At 73.2% G+C, this 16,030-nt stretch carries 14 protein-coding genes; all 14 read left to right on the top strand.

Translation table 11 applies throughout. The features are described from left to right. Positions 1-14: 14 nt before the first annotated feature. Genes ACFPCV_RS01700 through ACFPCV_RS01635 form a run of 14 tightly spaced genes read left to right on the top strand, consistent with a single transcriptional unit; the run spans position 15 to position 16,028 of the window. On the top strand, positions 15-830 hold the full coding sequence (locus ACFPCV_RS01700) for an ABC transporter ATP-binding protein (protein WP_378053696.1): 816 nt from the start codon (positions 15-17) through the stop codon (positions 828-830). Beyond that, positions 827-2,212 (top strand): MmgE/PrpD family protein, encoded by a 1,386-nt coding sequence (locus tag ACFPCV_RS01695; RefSeq protein WP_378053694.1) that lies wholly within the window; start codon positions 827-829, stop codon positions 2,210-2,212. Before ACFPCV_RS01700 ends, ACFPCV_RS01695 begins: the two co-directional genes overlap by 4 nt. Further along, positions 2,205-2,780: an ureidoglycolate lyase gene (locus ACFPCV_RS01690; protein WP_378053692.1), complete on the top strand. Its 576-nt coding sequence runs from the start codon at positions 2,205-2,207 to the stop codon at positions 2,778-2,780. Before ACFPCV_RS01695 ends, ACFPCV_RS01690 begins: the two co-directional genes overlap by 8 nt. Continuing rightward, entirely contained in the window at positions 2,780-5,125 is a 2,346-nt protein-coding gene (locus ACFPCV_RS01685; RefSeq protein WP_378053690.1) for a xanthine dehydrogenase family protein molybdopterin-binding subunit, read from the top strand. The genes ACFPCV_RS01690 and ACFPCV_RS01685 overlap by 1 nt, the downstream gene beginning before the upstream one ends. Beyond that, positions 5,122-5,904, top strand: a complete 783-nt coding sequence (locus ACFPCV_RS01680; protein WP_378053688.1) for an FAD binding domain-containing protein — start codon at positions 5,122-5,124, stop codon at positions 5,902-5,904. Before ACFPCV_RS01685 ends, ACFPCV_RS01680 begins: the two co-directional genes overlap by 4 nt. Further along, positions 5,901-6,350, top strand: a complete 450-nt coding sequence (locus tag ACFPCV_RS01675; RefSeq protein ID WP_378053686.1) for a (2Fe-2S)-binding protein — start codon at positions 5,901-5,903, stop codon at positions 6,348-6,350. Before ACFPCV_RS01680 ends, ACFPCV_RS01675 begins: the two co-directional genes overlap by 4 nt. Then, the gene (locus ACFPCV_RS01670) at positions 6,347-6,754 is read left to right on the top strand and encodes a nuclear transport factor 2 family protein (protein ID WP_378053684.1); all 408 of its coding nucleotides are present in this window, start codon (positions 6,347-6,349) and stop codon (positions 6,752-6,754) included. Before ACFPCV_RS01675 ends, ACFPCV_RS01670 begins: the two co-directional genes overlap by 4 nt. Further along, on the top strand, positions 6,751-8,691 hold the full coding sequence (locus ACFPCV_RS01665; RefSeq protein WP_378053682.1) for an oxidoreductase: 1,941 nt from the start codon (positions 6,751-6,753) through the stop codon (positions 8,689-8,691). Before ACFPCV_RS01670 ends, ACFPCV_RS01665 begins: the two co-directional genes overlap by 4 nt. Before the next feature lie 14 nt (positions 8,692-8,705). Then, positions 8,706-9,059 carry a hypothetical protein gene (locus ACFPCV_RS01660; protein WP_378053680.1) on the top strand — a complete coding sequence of 118 codons (354 nt, stop codon included), beginning with the start codon at positions 8,706-8,708 and terminating at the stop codon, positions 9,057-9,059. Further along, complete coding sequence (locus tag ACFPCV_RS01655; RefSeq protein ID WP_378053678.1) at positions 9,056-11,488, top strand: MFS transporter; 2,433 nt, start codon at positions 9,056-9,058, stop codon at positions 11,486-11,488. The genes ACFPCV_RS01660 and ACFPCV_RS01655 overlap by 4 nt, the downstream gene beginning before the upstream one ends. After that, on the top strand, positions 11,488-12,321 hold the full coding sequence (locus ACFPCV_RS01650) for a cyclase family protein (RefSeq protein WP_378053676.1): 834 nt from the start codon (positions 11,488-11,490) through the stop codon (positions 12,319-12,321). The genes ACFPCV_RS01655 and ACFPCV_RS01650 overlap by 1 nt, the downstream gene beginning before the upstream one ends. Continuing rightward, positions 12,318-13,760, top strand: coding sequence for an MmgE/PrpD family protein (locus ACFPCV_RS01645; protein WP_378053674.1), 1,443 nt, complete (start codon positions 12,318-12,320; stop codon positions 13,758-13,760). The genes ACFPCV_RS01650 and ACFPCV_RS01645 overlap by 4 nt, the downstream gene beginning before the upstream one ends. After that, positions 13,753-15,222 carry a dihydroorotase gene (locus ACFPCV_RS01640; protein WP_378053672.1) on the top strand — a complete coding sequence of 490 codons (1,470 nt, stop codon included), beginning with the start codon at positions 13,753-13,755 and terminating at the stop codon, positions 15,220-15,222. Before ACFPCV_RS01645 ends, ACFPCV_RS01640 begins: the two co-directional genes overlap by 8 nt. Next, positions 15,219-16,028 (top strand): HpcH/HpaI aldolase/citrate lyase family protein, encoded by an 810-nt coding sequence (locus tag ACFPCV_RS01635; RefSeq protein WP_378053670.1) that lies wholly within the window; start codon positions 15,219-15,221, stop codon positions 16,026-16,028. The genes ACFPCV_RS01640 and ACFPCV_RS01635 overlap by 4 nt, the downstream gene beginning before the upstream one ends. Positions 16,029-16,030 lie beyond the last annotated feature (2 nt).

Raw genomic sequence — 16,030 nt, 5'->3', positions numbered from 1 at the left:
TCCGGGAGAGTGCGATGACCGAGAACACCGGTACGGCCGTCGCCGGCGAGGCGATCTCCATCCGCGGCGTCGGCAAGACCTACGCCGCGAGCGCGGGACCGGTCCAGGCGCTGTTGCCGACCGACCTGGAGGTGCGGCCGGGGGAGTTCGTCGTGCTGCTCGGCCCGTCGGGCTGCGGCAAGACGACGCTGCTGCGCATGCTCGCCGGCCTCATCTCGCCGACCGAGGGCATGATCGAGATCGGTGGCAAGCCGCTGTTCACCGGCCGGGACGCGAAACCGGCGCGCGACGTGCTCGGCACGCTGGGCTTCGTGTTCCAGGCGCCGAACCTGATGCCGTGGCGGAAGGTGTGGCGCAACATCGCGCTTCCCCTGGAGGGCAAGGGGATCGGCCGTGCCGAGCGCAAGGCGCGGGCGGCGGAGCTGGCCGGGCTGGTCGGCCTCGAGGACTTCCTCGACCACTATCCCAAACAGCTCTCCGGCGGCATGCAGCAGCGTGTCGCGATTGCCCGCGCGCTCATCCACCGGCCGTCGATCCTGCTGATGGACGAGCCGTTCGGCGCGCTCGACGCGATGACGCGCGACTCGATGAACCTGCTGCTGCAGCGGCTGTGGATGGAGACGGGCAAGACCATCGTGCTGGTCACCCACTCGATCTCCGAGGCCGTGTTCCTCGCCGACCGGGTGGTGCTGCTCTCGCAGCGGCCCGGCCGGGTGCAGGACATCGTGGCGGTCGGCTTCGACCGGCCGCGTGACCTGTCGGTCTCCGGCGACACGCGGTTCGGTGACATGGTGGGGCAACTGCGCAAGCAGCTCGGCGGGCACGCGTGACAGCCGTCCCACCGACCACGGCGATGGCCGCGTTCGCGGCCCGGCTGTCCTATGCGGACCTGCCGGGGGCCGTGGTGGCGAAGGCGGGCGCGCTGCTCACCGACTTCGTCGGCACCGCCGTCGGCGGATCCCGCACCCCCGAGGTGTCGGCGATGGCCGCCCTGGTGCGTGCCCGCGGCGGCAGGGCCGCGGCGACGGTGTTCGGTGCCGGGTTCTCCGCCCCGGCACCGGACGCGGCCTTCTGCAACGGCGCCGCCGCGGACGTGTTCGAACACCAGGACGGCTACCGCTTCGGCGGTTTCCACCCGTCCCACACGCTGCCGGCGCTGCTGGCGGTCGCCGAGGAGACCGGCGCCGAACTGCGTGACCTGGTGACCGCGGCGGTCGTCGCGTACGAGGTGTCCGACCGGATCGGCCGCGCCACCCACCCGCGTGCCACGCAGGCAGGCTGGTTCCCGATCGCGGCCGCGTTCGGCGCCGCGGCTGGGTGCGCGAAGCTCATGGGCCTGAAGGAGGACGGGATCGCCGACGCGATCGGCGCGGCCGCCTTCTTCGCACCCGCCATCCTCATCGAGTCGATCTTCGCGGGACCGTCGGCGAAACCGGCGTTCGCCGGTCAGCTCGCGCGGGCCGGGGTCGAGGGCGCGCAGCACGCGGCGGCCGGGCTGACCGGCTGGCGCGAGGTGGTCGAGCACCCGCGCGGCCTGGTCGCGGTGCTCGGTGGTGAGCCGGTCACCGACACGACCGACGACCTCGGCACCGAGTGGACGATCCTCGACGTGCACCAGAAGCGGTTCGCGGGCTGCCGCCACACCCACGGTGCCGCGCAGGCCGCCGTCGAGCTGGCGGTCGAGCACGACCTCGACCCCGCGGCGATCACGGCCGTCGACGTCGAGACCTACGACATCGCGCTCCTGCTGGTCGACCGTCCCGTCGGCACCGACCCGTCCACGGTGGCCTGCACGCTGAGCCTGCCGTACGTGGTCGGTGCGGCGGTCGCCGACCGGGACGTGGGTGGCGACCAGTACGACCTGGCCAGGCGCAGCGACCCGGCCGTGCTGCGGGTCGCTGACCTGGTGCGGCTGCGCGGCGCCGCCGACCTGGAGGCGCGCTACCCCGAGTACACGGCCACCCGCGTCACCATCACCACCGCCGGCGGCTCGCGGCACACCAGGACCGTGGACGTCCCGGCCGGCGACAGCCGCGCCCCGCTCACCCGCGACCAGCTGCTCGCCAAGTTCGGCGGCTACGTCGGCTCCGCGTTCGGCGAGCGGATCGCCACGCAGACCGCGGACCTGCTGCTCGACCCACCCGAGGCCACGCCAGTGCGTGACGTGACCGCGCCGCTGGCCACCCCGCCCGTAAGGAGGACCGTTGACTGACACGGAAACCGAGATCCACACCATCACGCCGGAGCCGGTCACCGCCGCCGCGTTCGCCCCGTTCGGCGAGGTCGTGTCGCTCGAGGACACCCCGAAGCTGCCGATCGACCTGTACTCCGGCCGCAACGCCATCCACGGCCCGGTCGTGCTGCAGGCCGACGAGCGGCCGGAGTTCATCCTGTTCCGCGTCGGCTACCGCGGCGGTGACATCCGCTACCTGGAACGCCACCACGGCATGACGCAGACGTTCATCCCGCTGAACGGCGACCCGTTCGTCTCGGTCGTCGCCCCGCCGGACGCGCCGATGCGGGACGGGTTCCCCGACTTCGCCTCGATCCGCGCGTTCCTGGTGCCCGGTGACGTGATCCTCAACATCCACCGCGGCACCTGGCACGAGCCACCGTTCCCCACGAAGGACGGCCAGAAGTTCTTCATCACCAGCACACCCGGCGTCACCGGCGGTCTCCAGTCCACCGCGGACGACAACGGCGAGGTGCACAAGCTGGACGTCGACAAGCGCAACCCCGTGTACCGCACCGGGAAGCGCCTGCGGGTGGCGATGCCCTGATGGCGGCACCCGTCCAGGCCGGCATCGGCGCGTCCCCGCGCAAGCGGGACGGCGTCGCGCTGCTCACCGGTCGCGCACTGTTCCTCGACGACTACCGTCCCGAGGGGCTCCTGCACGCGGTCGTGGTCCGGAGCGAGGTCGCGCACGGGCGGATCCTGTCCATCGACACGACCGCCGCCTCGGCCGCACCGGGGGTGGCGCTGGTGCTCACCGGCGCGGAGGCAGCCAGGCACGCCGGGCCGGTGCCCTACTTCATCGACCCCGCCGCGCGTGGCGGCAACCGGACCGACATCCGGTGCCTGCAGGTCGACAAGGTCGTCCACGTCGGACAGCCGGTCGCGGCGGTGGTCGCGGCGTCCCGCCACGAGGCCCAGGCCGCCGCCGAGCTGGTGGAGGTCGACTACGAGGTGCTGCCGCACGTGCTCGACGCGCGGGCCGCGATGGCGCCGGACGCGCCCCGGATGTACGAGGACTGGCCGGGCAACGTGGTGGCGCACAACCGGTACGGCTCCGGCGACCCGGACGCCGCGCTCGCGGCGGCGGACGTGGTGGTGGCGGGCGAGCTGCGGATCGCCCGCACGACCACGTCCCCGATCGAGCCGCGCGGCTACCTCGCGTCGTGGCAGGGCGGCGTGCTCACCGTGCACGCGTCCTGCCAGAACCCGCACCAGCTGCGGTGGATGCTCAGCGTCAGCCTCGGCGTCGACGAGTCCCGCATCCGGGTCGTGACCGCCAAGATCGGCGGCTCGTTCGGGCTGAAGATGCAGGGCCATCCGGAGGAGACGCTCGTCGCGCTGCTGTCCATGCTCACCGGTGCGCCGGTGAAGTGGGTGGAGGACCGGCGCGAGACGCTGATGGCCGGTGCCCGCGAGCAGGTGCACCGGTTCCGGGTCGGCGCGACGGCCGACGGCCGGATCACCGGGCTGGTGAACGAGATCGTCGCCGACATCGGCGCGCTGACCGCGCAGGCCGGCTGGGCGATGCCGAACATGTCGGCCACCACGCAGCCCTCCGGCTACGCCGTCCAGGACGTGCGCGTCGAGCTGGACATCGTGTGCACCAACAAGCCGCCGTGCAACGCGGCCCGCGGGTTCGGCAAGGACGCGGCGCACTTCGTGATGGAGCGCGCGGTCGACCTGGTGGCCCGCGAGCTGGGCATGGACCCCGCGCTGGTGCGGCGGCGCAACTTCGTGCGGGAGTTCCCGTACCGCACGGCCACCGGGCTCAACATCGACAGCGGTGACTTCGAGGGGCTGCTCGACAAGACACTGGCCGCGGTCGACTACACCGGGATCCGGCGGCGGCAGGCGGTGCTGCGGGACCGCGGGCGGTACGTCGGCGTCGGGCTGGGGTTCGAGCTGACGCCCGAGTCGTCGGACAGCCCGGGCACGTTCGTGTCCGGGTTCGACACCACGACCGTGCGGATGAGCGTCACCGGCATGGTCACCGTGCTCACCGGTGTGACCTCGCCGGGTGGTGGCAACGACACCGGCATCGCGCAGATCGTCGCGACCGAGCTGGGGGTGCCGATCGAGTGGGTCGAGCTGGTGCAGGGTGACACCGACCGGTGCCCCAACGGGTTCGGCAACTTCAGCGGGCGCAGCATGGTCGTCGGCGGCGGGTCGGCGGCGCTCGCGGCCAGGGACGTGCGGGCCAAGCTCCTCGCGGTCGCGGCGCTGGTGCTCGACACCGGGTATGTGGACATCCGCGGCGGGGTGGCGTTCGGCGGCGGCCGGGAGGTCCCGGTGCCGGAGGTGGCGCGGGCACTGCTGACCCGCGCGTTCGCCGTCGGCGACATCGAGCCGGTGCTGGAGTCCACCCGCGCGTACAAGCCCGGCAACATCAACCACGTGCCGGACGAGCTGGGCCGCATCCAGCCGTACCCGACGTACTCCTCCAGCCTGCACGCCGCCGTCGTCGAGGTGGACCCGGAGACCGGCAAGGTCACGCTCGCCGACTACGTGATGACCCACGACTGCGGCACCATGATCAACCCGGCGCTGGTCGAGGGCCAGGCCCGCGGCGCGGTCACGATGGGGCTCGGCAGTGCCCTGTCCGAGCAGCTGGTGTTCGGTGCCGACGGCGGCCTGGCGTCGAACCGGTTCAAGTCCTACCTGCTGCCGCGCGCCGGGGACATCCCGCTGCTGCGGATGATCCACCAGGTGACGCCGAGCCCGTTCACCATGCACGGCAACAAGGGCGCGGGCGAGGCCGGGGTGGGTGGCGCGCAGGCCGCCGTCGCGAACGCGGTGGAGGACGCGCTGGCCCCGTTCGGCGTGACCGTGCGCGGGGTCCCGCTCTCGCCGCCGAACGTGCTGGCACTGATCGACGAGGCACGCCCATGAGATACACCAGACCTTCCGACGTGGCCGGTGTGACCGCGGCGCTGGCCGACGGCGACACCGTGGTGGTCGGCGGCGGCACGATGGTCGTCCCCGAGATGACGCACGGCCGGGTCCGGCCCGCCGCGGTCGTCGACCTGGCGAAGGCCGGGCTCGCCGGGATCACCAGGGTCGACGGGGCGTGGGTCGTCGGCGCGATGACCACCTACACCGAGCTGGAGCGCTCGGCCGTGCCGCTGCTCGCGACCGTCGCGCGCGGCATCACCGGCGGCCCGCAGATCCGCAACCGGGGCACGGCCGGTGGTTCGGCGAGCTACGCGAACCCGTCGTCGGACGTCCCGGCCGCCCTGGTGGCGCTGAACGCCCGGCTGCGCCTCGCGAAGGCCGGCGGCACCAGGGAGGTCGCGGCGGCGGACTTCTTCCTCGGCGCGTTCGCGACCGCACGCGAACCCGACGAGGTGCTCACCGCCATCACCGTGCCCGACACCGGCGCGACCCCCGGTTACGTGAAGTTCAAGCTCGCGGAGGGCAGCTGGCCGATCGTCACCGCCGCCACGCTCGCGGGACCGGCGATCAGGGTCGTGCTCGGCGGCGCGGCCGCCGTGCCCGTCGTCGTCGAGCTGGCGCGGTCGTCGTGGCGGGAGCAGTTGCGGTCCGAAGTGGACAGGGTGCTCACGCGGCCGTGGGACGACGTGCTCGCACCAGGGGACTACCGGGCGCGCATCGCGCCCGTGATCGCGGCGCGGTCGGTGGCCGCCGCGCTGGCAGAGGAGGCGGCATGAAGCTGACCGTCAACGGGGTCGAGCACGACATCGACGTGGACCCGCGCACCCTGCTGGTGCACGCGATCCGCGAGCAGGTCGGCCTCACCGGCACGAACGTCGGCTGTCTCACCGGCGACTGCGGCGCCTGCACGGTCGTCGTCGACGGGCAGACCACCAAGTCCTGTTCCGTCCTGGCGCTGTCGGCGGAAGGGGCGGACGTCGAGACCATCGAGTCGCTGGCCGACGGCGACGAGCTGCACCCGGTGCAGCAGGCGTTCTGGGACGAGTTCGGCTTCCAGTGCGGGTTCTGCCTGCCCGGCATGCTGCTCACCGCCAGGGAGCTCGTCGAGTCGACACCGGACGCGAACGACGACGACATCCTCCGCGCCGTCAACGGGAATCTGTGCCGCTGCACCGGCTACAACACGATCGTCGCGGCGGTCCGCAAGGCGGCAAGGTCATGAACTCCGTCGTGCGGATCGTCGAGGACTACCTCGCCGCCGTCGAGGAGGGCCGGCGCGAGGACGCGGCCCGCCACCTCGCGCCGGACGCCGAACTGGTCTTCCCCGGCGGGAGGCGGTACCGGAACCTGGCCGAACTGGCCGAGGCGAGCCGGGGCCGCTACCGGTCGGTCGGCAAGCACCGGGACCGCTACGAGACGGCCGAGGACGGCACGCTCGTGTACTCGATCGGCAGGCTGTTCGGTGACAACAACCACGGCGTGCGGTTCGACCACGTGCGCTACGTCGACCGGTTCCGGCTGCGTGCCGGGCTGATCGTCGAGCAGTGGGTGTGGAACGACCTCGCCGAGACCGGTGTGCTCGGCGCCCGCACCGCCGGGGACCTGGCGCCGGAGTGGCGGCCATGACCGCCTACCCCCATGTGTTCTCCCCGGTCGACATCGGCGGCGTCACGCTGCGGAACCGGGTGTTCGTGTCGGCGCACACCACGAACTTCGGGACCGGGTTCCTGCCGACCGAACGGCACGTCGCCTACCACCGGGAACGGGCCCGCGGCGGCGCCGGGCTGATCGTCACCGAACCGCTGCGGGTGCACGGGACGAGCCTCGGCCGCGCCGGTGGCCTCGCCGCCGACCCGGCCGCGCTCCCGATGCTGACCCGGATCACCAGCGCCGTCCGCGACGAGGGCGCCGCGGTGTTCAGCCAGCTCACCCACGCCGGGCGGCACAGCGAGAACGTCTTCCGCCGCACCGCGGCCTGGGGCCCGACCAGCAGGCGCTGGACCGCGGGCGGTCACGTCCCGCACGCCATGACCCGCCACGACATGACCGAGGTCCGCGACGCCTACGTGCGCGCGGCGGAACTCGCCGCGGCGGCGGGCTTCCAGGGCGTCGAGGTCCACTTCGGACACGGGCACCTGCTGCACCAGTTCATCTCACCGGCGAGCAACGACCGGGCCGACGCGTACGGTGGCAGCGAGGAGAACCGGCTGCGCTACCCGCTCGAAGTCCTCGACGCGGTGCTCGACGCCGTGGGGGACCGGGTCGTGGTCGGCGTCCGGATGTCGGCCGACGAGCTGGTCGCAGGCGGGCAGGACCTCGACGCGGGGCGGCGGATGGCGCACCTGCTCGACACCACCCGCCCGATCGGCTTCCTCAACGTCTCACTCGCCTCCTACACCGTGCCCGCCATCGGGCACCACGTCGCCGACATGAGCGAGGGCCACACCCCCTACCTCGACCAGGCCCTCGCGGTGGCGAAGGAGTGCGCGCGCACGCCGGTGCTCGCCGCGTGCCGGTTCGTCGACCTCGCCGACGCCGAACGCGGCCTCGGCACCGGGCTCCTGGCCGCCGTCGCGATGACCCGCGCGCACATCGCCGATCCGTCCCTGCTCGCCAAGGCGATGGCGGGCGACGAGGACCGGATCAGGCCGTGCGTGTCCTGCAACTTCTGCATCGGCGAGATCGCCGGCCACCGTCCGATGACCTGCATGATGAACCCGCGAGCCGGGCGTGAGGCGGAGTGGCCGGAACACCCGGGCACGTCGCCGGAACCCCAGCGGGTGCTGGTCGTCGGTGCCGGCCCGGCGGGACTGGAGACCGCGCGCCTGGCCGCGGAGCGCGGGCACTCCGTGCAGGTGTGGGAGATCGGGCCCGAGCCGGGCGGTCAGCTGCGGATCGGTCGTCGCGGTGTGGGTCGCGGGGACCTCGACCGGCTTCGGGCCCACCTGCAACGCCGCCTCGCGGACCTCGCGGTCCCGGTGCGTACGAGCACCCCGGCCACCGTGGACGACGTGCTGGCGGAACGGCCGGACACGGTCGTCCTCGCGACCGGCGCCCGCCACACCGCCCGCGAGGTCCCCGGCTGGGGCCGTGCGCTCACCGCACACGACGTCCTGAGTGGACTGTCGTGGACCGGGCGGACGCTGCTGGTACTGGACGACGACGGTGGCTGGACCGCCGCGTCGGTCGCCGAGACCGCCGCCCGCGACGGAGCCGCCGTGCACGTGGTCACCTCGGCGGGCACCGCGTTGCACGGCGTCACCGAGTACAGCCGGATGACCGCGATCGAGCGGCTGCGCGGCCTCGGTGTCCAGCTGTGGACCTCGGCGAGCGCCACCATCGACCACGGCGCGGTCCACATCACGAGCGCGCTGGTCGACAGCGCGACCACCGTGCGGGATGTGACCGACGTGGTCGCGCTGGACCCACCGGCCGCGCGTGACGACCTGGCCGTGCCACTCGCCGACGCCGGGCTCGCCGTGCACGTCATCGGCGACGCGGTCGCCCCGAGAACCCTGCTGGAAGCGATGACCGAGGCACACGTCGTCGGCCGCGCGCTGTAGAGAGGATCGAAACCATGGCCCGCAAGCTCGTCCTGCTGACCTACAACATCAGGCCCGGCGTCCCGCTCGAGGAGTACGCCGAGTACACGCGGTCCGTCGACTACCCCGTCTTCCGCCGCAACCCCGGCATCCAGAACTACGCCAACTACGTGGTGCGGCGGAACGCGCGTGGACAGGAGTGGTTCCGCCACTTCGACCTCATGTTCGTCGACGACCTCGACGCGTTCCACGCCGGCGGCAAGCTCCACCACGGCGACCCGGCGGTGCTCGAGCACGCGGCCGGGTGGCGGGAGAAGTGGGGCCAGGACCCGGAGACCGGCTGGCACACGGACGTGAACATCACCTATGCCGACGAGATCTGGGGTTGACCCCGGCCCGGCGCGCGGTCACGCTCGCCGTACTGATCGGCGCGGGCTACATGTTCCCGCTCTACCTGGTCGGTGCGGTCGGCGTCGCGGTACGGGCGGACCTCGGGTTGTCGGCGACCCAGCTGGGTGCGGTCGTCTCCGTGTTCTTCGGGGTCGGTGCGGTGCTGCTGCCGGTCGGTGGCCGCGTCGTCGACCGCATGGGTCCGCGCACCGCCGCCCGCCTCGCGGTCGTGGGCGCGGTCGCGTGCCTACTCGCGGTGGCCCTGTTCGGCGGGACCTACCCCGGTCTGCTGGCGGCGATGGCGGTCGGCGGGATCGGGTCGACGGTCGCGGCGCCGGTCGGCGGGATGCTGATCGCGCGGGTGGTGCGTGCTGGCCGGCGCCCGCTCGCGTTCGCGGTGGAGCGGTCCTCGATCCCGGCGGCCACGCTGGTCGCCGGGCTGTGCGTGCCGACGCTGGCGGCGGTGCTGCACTGGCGGGTCGTGTTCGGGATCGGAGCCGCACTCGTGGTGCTGGTCCTCCTGGTGCCGGTGCCCGCGACGGCCGCGCGGACCAGACCGGTCGCGCAGGCGCCGTTGCGGCCGGTCACGCCACTGCTGCTGGTCACCGGGATGTTCGTGCTCGGGTCGGCGGCCGCGACCGCGCTGGCGACGTTCTTCGTCGGCCACGGCGCCGCGCTCGGGATGTCGCCCGGCACGGGCGGGGTGGCGCTCGCGGCCACCAGCGCGGCGACGATCGGTGTGCGCATGGCGCTGGGGCTGCTCGGGGTCCGGGTGCCGGGCCGGGCCACGTCGGCCGTGCTGCTGCTGGCAGGCGCGGGCGGGTTCGTGCTGCTCGCGGTGCCGTCGGTGCCCTCGGCGTGGGCGGGTGCGCTGCTGGCGGGCGCCGCGGGCTGGGGGTGGACCGGGGTGCTCGGCCTCGCGGTCGTGCAGTCTCACCCGGAAGCGCCGGGCGCGTCGACGGCGCTCGTGCAGGCGGGCGGCTGTGCTGGCGGCATCGCCGGGCCGCTGCTCATGGGCGTGCTCACCGAACGGTTCGACTACGGCGCCGGATGGCTTGCCATGGCTGGGCTCGCGGCCGTCGCGGGGGTGGTCGCCGCGCTGAACGGGGGGATCTGGCGATGGGTTTCACACCCGGCGCGGTCGTCGGAGGTTGACCTCCACGCCGATGCCGACCTAACCTCTCAGCGGACCGGCGTTACACATAGCGGAACGATTGCCAAGGGGGAGCCAGTGGCGGATGGACCACTCACCGGCGTGCGGGTGCTGGACGTCTCGACGATCCTCGCCGGCCCGCTGTGCTGCCGGATCCTCGGCGACCACGGCGCGGACGTGGTCAAGGTCGAGCACCCGGAGGCGGGTGACGGCATGCGCGGCCACGGCGAGGCCAAGGACGGGATCCCGTTGTGGTGGAAGGAGATCTCCCGCAACAAGCGCACCGTCGGGCTGAAGCTGTCCACGCCGGAGGGTGCGGACCTGCTGCTGCGCCTCGCGAAGACCGCCGACGTGCTCGTCGAGAACTTCCGCCCCGGCACCCTGGAGCGCTGGGGCATCGGCCCGGAGCGGCTGCACCAGGTCAACCCGGCGCTGGTGATCGTGCGGATCACCGGGTTCGGCCAGACCGGCCCGTACGCCTCCCGTGCCGGGTTCGGCACGCTCGCCGAGGCGATGAGCGGCTTCGCGTACCTCACCGGTGAGGAAGGCGGCCCGCCGACGCTGCCGGCGTTCGGGCTCGCCGACAGCATCTGCGGCATCGCCGCGTCGTCGGCGGCGGTCATGGCCCTCTACGCCAGGGAGCGGAACGGCGGCCGCGGCGAGGTGATCGACATGAACCTGCTCGAGCCGATCATGGACGCGGTCGGGCCCGGGCCGATGGTCTACGACCAGCTCGGGATCGTGGGGGAGCGGCACGGCAACCGGTCGACCAACAACGCGCCACGCAACACCTACCGCACCAAGGACGGCCGCTGGCTGGCCGTGTCGACGAGCGCACAGCGGATCGCGGAGCGGGTCATGGAGCTGGTCGGGCACCCCGAGGTGATCGGTGAGCCGTGGTTCGCCACCGGGCTCGGCCGCGCCGGGCACGCCGACCTGCTCGACGAGTACGTGGGCGGCTGGATCGCGGAGCGGACCGAGGCGGAGGTGACCGCGGCGTTCGCGGCGGCGGGCGCGGCGATCGCGCCGGTCTACAGCGCGCGCGACCTCGTGGCGGACGAGCACGTGCGGTCGACCGGGATGCTGACCACCGCGCAGGACGAGGACTTCGGACCGCTGCTCATGCACAACGTGATGTGGCGGGCCGAGCGCGCGCCCGGCCGGATCCGGTTCACCGGCCGGGCGCTGGGGCACGACACCGACGAGGTACTGGGGGATCTGGGAGTGAACGCGGACGAGCTGGCGCGGCTGCGCGCGGAGCGGGTGGTGGCCTGATGACGACACAGTCGACCGAGGCTTTGCTGGACGCCGTCGAAAACGGGCTTACCGTGCACGACCTGGGGCGTGAGCTACGGGTCGGGATGCCGCAGTCGCCCAACCACCCGGCGTTCTGGCACGCGCTGCCCCGCCGCCACGGCGACGTGGTCCGCGCCGACGGCGGATCCGCCGCCAACGACATGATCACCATGGGCACGCACGTCGGCACGCACATCGACGCGTTCGCCCACGTCTCCCACGACGGCAGGCTCGTCGACGGCTCCGACGCCGTGGAAGCCGGCCGGGGCGGGAAGTTCGTGGAGCTGGGTGCGCACACCATCAAGCCCATGGTCCGGCGCGGTGTGCTGCTCGACGTCCCGGCCGCCCTCGGTGACCCGGTGGGCTGCGCGGCGGGCTACGAGATCAGCCCAGCCGACCTGGCGGCCGCCGAGAAGCAGCAGGGCACGGCGGTCCGTGCGGGCGACGTCGTGCTGGTGCGCAGCGGGTGGGGCCGGTTGTTCGACGACCCCGATCCTCAGGTCTACCAGGGGAGGACGACCGGTGTGCCGGGCGTGAGCGAGGCCGGGGCGACCTGGCTCGCCGACAAGCGGGTGCACGCCGTCGGCGCGGACACCATCGCGTTCGAACGGCTCGCCCCCGGCGCGGGGCACGCGAGTCTGCCCGCGCACCGGGTGCTGCTCGTCGAACGCGGCGTCTACATCATCGAGGCGCTGAACCTGGAGGGCATCGCGGCGCAGGGCGTGCACGAGTTCCTGTTCGTGCTCTCGCCGCTGCCGCTGTTCGGCGCGACCGGTTCGCCGGTCCGGCCGCTCGCGGTGGTGGGCGCGTGACGACCGTGGACACCCCGACCCTCGCGGAGCGGCTCGCGTCGTTCGCGGCACGGACCTTCGTCGACGGGCCACCGGACGAGGTCGTCGTGAGCGTGCGGCAGCGCGTGCTCGACGTGCTCGGGCTCTGCGTCGCCGCACAGGCACTGCCCACCAGCCAGGCGATCCTGGCGCACGCCGAGGAACAGGGCGGGCGCGGGCAGTCCAGCGCCATCGGCCTTGCCGAGCAGGTCCCCGCGCCGAGCGCGGCGTTCGTCAACGGCGTGCTCGCCCACTCCCTCGACTACGACGACACGCACCTGCCGTCGGTGCTGCACCCGAGCGCGAGCGTCGTGCCCGCCGCGCTGGCCGCGGCGCAGGCGGCGGGTGCGACCGGCCGGGACACGGTCGCCGCGATCGCCGTCGGGCTCGAGGTGGCGGTCCGGCTGGGCATGGCGGGCTACGACCGCGACCTCGGCAACTCCGTCTACTTCGAACACGGCCAGCACGCCACGTCGATCTGCGGCGCGATGGGCGCGGCCGTCGCCGCGGCCCTGCTGGCCGGGCTCGGCGAACGGGGTGTGCTGCACGCGCTCGGTGTCACCGCGTCGTTCGCGTCCGGGGTCATCGAGGCCAACCGCACCGGCGGCACCGTGAAGCGGCTGCACTGCGGGTGGGCCGCCCAGTCCGCGGTCACCGCGGCCGGGCTGGTGGCGCGCGGGTTCACCGGCCCGCCGACCGTGCTCGAGGGCCGGTTCGGCTTCTTCCAGGCGTTCCTGCGTGACCAGTCCGACCTCGACCAGGTCGCGGACGGGCTCGGCGAGCAGTGGTCGGTGCCCGGCATCTTCTTCAAGCCCTACCCGGCCAACCACTTCACCCACACCGCCATCGACGCGGGCGCCCGGCTCCGCGCCGACGGGGTGCCCGTCGACGACCTCGAGTCGATCGAGCTGCGGGTGCCGACCGCGGTGATCCGCACGATCGGCCAGCCGATCGAGACCAAACGTGCCCCGGCCACGGGGTACCAGGCCCAGTTCAGTGGGCCCTACGCGGTGGTGACCGGGCTGCTCGGCGGGTCGGGCCTCGGCGCCGGCCTCGCCGACTTCACCGACGCGCTCGCCGTCGACCCCCGGCGCCGCGCGCTGATGGCGAAGGTGAGCGTGGTCGGCGACACGCGCTGCGACGCCATCTTCCCAAACCAGTTCCCCGCGGTCGTCACCGTGCGCGCCCGCGACGGTCGCGAGTGGACGGCCGAGGTGCTCGCCAACCGCGGCGGGCCGGAGCGGCCGCTGTCCGAGGCGGAGCTGGCCGCCAAGTTCGCCGACAACGTCGCGGGCCGTCTCGGTCCCGCCACCGCGGCGGCCGTCCGGGAGCTGGCGCTGACCCTCGACTCGGTCGCCGACATCGGCGCCCTCCTGCGTCCCCTCACCAGCCTCGAGTCACCTGGAGACGTCCATGACTGAACAACTCGACCTCCTCCTCACCAACGTCAGGGTCGTCCACCACGACCGGCCGGAAGCCCAGCGCGCCGACCTCGGCGTCGCGGGCGGGAAGATCGTCCGCGTGGCGCCCGGCATCGACCCGGCGACCGCCAGGACCGTCGTGGACGGTGGCGGCAAGCTCGCGTTCCCCGGCGTGGTGGACGCCCACCAGCACTGGGGCATCTACAACCCGCTGCCCGTCGACGCCGGGACCGAGAGCCGGGCGTGTGCGCAGGGCGGTGTGACCGCCGCGCTGAACTACATGCGCACCGGCCAGTACTACCTCAACAAGGGCGGCGCGTACCGCGACGTGTTCCCCGAGGTGCTCTCGCTGACCGAGGGCAAGGCCTACGTGGACTACGCCTACCACCTCGCGCCGATGATGCGTGAGCACATCGCCGAGATTCCCGCGCTGGTCCGCGACCACGGCGTCACCTCGTTCAAGGTGTTCATGTTCTACGGCAGTCACGGCCTGCACGGCCGGTCCGCCGACCAGAACTCGTTCCTGATGATCCCCGAGGGCGAGCGGTACGACTTCGCGCACTTCGAGTTCGTGATGCGTGGTGTCCAGGCCGCCCGCGAGCAGTTCCCCGAACTGGCCGACGAGATCTCGCTCTCGCTGCACTGCGAGACCGCGGAGATCATGACCGCGTACACCAGGCTCGTCGAGGAGGAGGGCGCGCTGAGCGGGCTCGCCGCCTACAGCGCGTCCCGGCCGCCGCACTCCGAGGGCCTCGCCGTCGCCATCGCCTCCTACCTCGCGCACGAGACCGGCCTGCCCACGATCAACCTGCTGCACCTGTCGTCGGCGAAGGCCGTGGACGCGGCGCTGCGGATGGCGAAGGCGTTCCCGCACATCCGGTTCCGCCGCGAGGTGACCGTCGGGCACCTGCTCGCCGACATCGACACCGCGTCGGGGCTCGGCGCGAAGGTCAACCCGCCGATCCGGCCGCGCGCCGACGTCGAGGCGCTGTGGGAGCACGTGCTCGCCGGTGACGTCGACTGGGTGGTGTCCGACCACGCGTGCTGCCGCGACGAGCAGAAGTTCGGCGACCCGCGCGACAACGTGTTCCTCGCCAAGTCCGGTTTCGGCGGTGCCGAGTACCTGCTGCCCGGCCTGGTCACCGAGGGCACGAAGCGTGGCCTGCCGCTCGGTGAGATCGCGCGGCTGACCTCGTGGAACCCGGCCGCCCGCTTCGGGCTGCGGAACAAGGGCGCGCTCGGTGTCGGGTTCGACGCGGACATCGCGCTGGTCGACCCGGCCGCCGACTGGACCGTCCACGCGGCCGACTCGGAGTCCACCCAGGAGTACACGCCGTTCGAGGGCTTCTCGATGACCGCGGCGGTCACCGACACGTTCGTTCGCGGCCACCGTGTGCTGGAGTCCGGCAAGGTCGTCGGCGAGCCGGTCGGGCAGTACCTCAAGCGGCCGACTGGCGCATGACGCCGCGCAGCTACCTGTACGTACCGGCCGACCAGCCGCGCCTGCTCGTGGGCGCGGCCGGCCGGGGCGCCGACGCGCTGATCGTCGACCTGGAGGACGCCGTCGCCAGGTCGCGGAAGGCCGTGGCACGGGCGGCGGTGGCCGAGTACCTCGATACGGGTACCGCCTGGGTGCGGATCAACGCGGGCACACCGGCCGAGGACCTGGCCGCGCTCGCCGGCCGTCCTGGTCTCGCCGGTGTGGTGGTGCCGAAGGCGGAGCCCGCACTGCTGTCCGAAGTGGACGACCTGCTGGGTGTGCTGGACGTCCCGGTGCTGGCGCTCGTCGAGACCGCGCGGGGCCTGCGGGATCTGCACGCGGTCGCGGAGACGCCCCGCGTGGTCCGCCTCGGGCTGGGGGAGGCGGATCTCGCGGGCGAGTTGAACCTGCGACCGGGACCGGACCGGGAGGAGCTGTGGCCGATCCGGTCGGCGGTCGTGGTCGCGTCCGCCGCTGCCGGGCTGATGCCGCCCGTCGGCCCGGTCCACACCGAGGTCCGCGACCTCTCCGATCTGGCACGGACCACCGAACGCCTGCTGCGGCAGGGTTTCCGTGCCCGCACCGCGATCACGCCCGCCCAGTTGGGCGTCATCAACGAGGTGTTCACACCGTCACGGGAGGAGGTCGAGCGGGCCCGCGCGACCGTGGCGCTGCTGTCGGCGGACTCCGGTGTCGCGGTGGACGCCGACGGGCGGATGGTCGACGAGGCCGTGGTCCGGTCCGCGCGTGCGGTACTCGCCCGGTCGGACGGTCGCCAGGAACGGTGAGG

This window comes from Actinophytocola glycyrrhizae (genome assembly GCF_042653545.1).
Taxonomy (GTDB): domain Bacteria; phylum Actinomycetota; class Actinomycetes; order Mycobacteriales; family Pseudonocardiaceae; genus Actinophytocola; species Actinophytocola glycyrrhizae.
This window is presented reverse-complemented; position numbering and strand designations above follow the sequence as displayed.

Excerpts from the sequence above, each read along its gene's own strand:
- ACFPCV_RS01700 (WP_378053696.1), top strand. The coding sequence starts at position 15 with ATGACCGAGAACACCGGTACGGCCGTCGCCGGCGAGGCGATCTCCATC.
- ACFPCV_RS01660 (WP_378053680.1), top strand. The coding sequence starts at position 8,706 with ATGGCCCGCAAGCTCGTCCTGCTGACCTACAACATCAGGCCCGGCGTC.
- ACFPCV_RS01685 (WP_378053690.1), top strand. The coding sequence starts at position 2,780 with ATGGCGGCACCCGTCCAGGCCGGCATCGGCGCGTCCCCGCGCAAGCGG.
- ACFPCV_RS01640 (WP_378053672.1), top strand. The coding sequence starts at position 13,753 with ATGACTGAACAACTCGACCTCCTCCTCACCAACGTCAGGGTCGTCCAC.
- ACFPCV_RS01680 (WP_378053688.1), top strand. The coding sequence starts at position 5,122 with ATGAGATACACCAGACCTTCCGACGTGGCCGGTGTGACCGCGGCGCTG.
- ACFPCV_RS01650 (WP_378053676.1), top strand. The coding sequence starts at position 11,488 with ATGACGACACAGTCGACCGAGGCTTTGCTGGACGCCGTCGAAAACGGG.
- ACFPCV_RS01665 (WP_378053682.1), top strand. The coding sequence starts at position 6,751 with ATGACCGCCTACCCCCATGTGTTCTCCCCGGTCGACATCGGCGGCGTC.
- ACFPCV_RS01675 (WP_378053686.1), top strand. The coding sequence starts at position 5,901 with ATGAAGCTGACCGTCAACGGGGTCGAGCACGACATCGACGTGGACCCG.
- ACFPCV_RS01635 (WP_378053670.1), top strand. The coding sequence starts at position 15,219 with ATGACGCCGCGCAGCTACCTGTACGTACCGGCCGACCAGCCGCGCCTG.
- ACFPCV_RS01670 (WP_378053684.1), top strand. The coding sequence starts at position 6,347 with ATGAACTCCGTCGTGCGGATCGTCGAGGACTACCTCGCCGCCGTCGAG.